Here is a 357-nt window from a genome sequence, read left to right on the forward strand (position 1 = left end):
CGTCGGTGTAGGTCTGGAAGCTGTAGTCGGTGAAGTCGGGGGCAAAGCCGGTCAGGTCGCGGTTGAAGGCGATGCGTTCCTGGCGGGCGTTGGTGATCGGCTGGCGCGTTGCCGACATGCTGACGAGCTGATACTTGCCGTCGGCGATGCTCTTCTCGATGAGCACGTACTTGGCGTCCGCCATGGCGGCCTTGCCGAGGATGGGCTGGACGAACTTCACCGGCTGCCCGCTGGCGTTGAGGATGGGCGGCGTGGTGGCCAGGCAGCCGCCGAGGACGAGCGCGGCTGCAAGGGCCGGTAGGGCGAGGACGGCGCGCGCGCTGGCAGGGATCTGAATCGTCATGGGGTTTCTCTTCG

1 protein-coding gene is annotated in these 357 nt (G+C 66.7%); it reads right to left on the reverse strand.

The features are described 5' to 3' along the window. Positions 1-343: hypothetical protein (locus L6Q67_RS23600; protein WP_296575980.1), on the reverse strand; the 343-nt coding region annotated here is incomplete at its 3' end. Between the last annotated feature and the right edge of the window lie 14 nt (positions 344-357).

Source organism: Zoogloea sp., assembly GCF_023150065.1.
In the GTDB taxonomy this organism is placed as follows: Bacteria; Pseudomonadota; Gammaproteobacteria; order Burkholderiales; family Rhodocyclaceae; genus Zoogloea.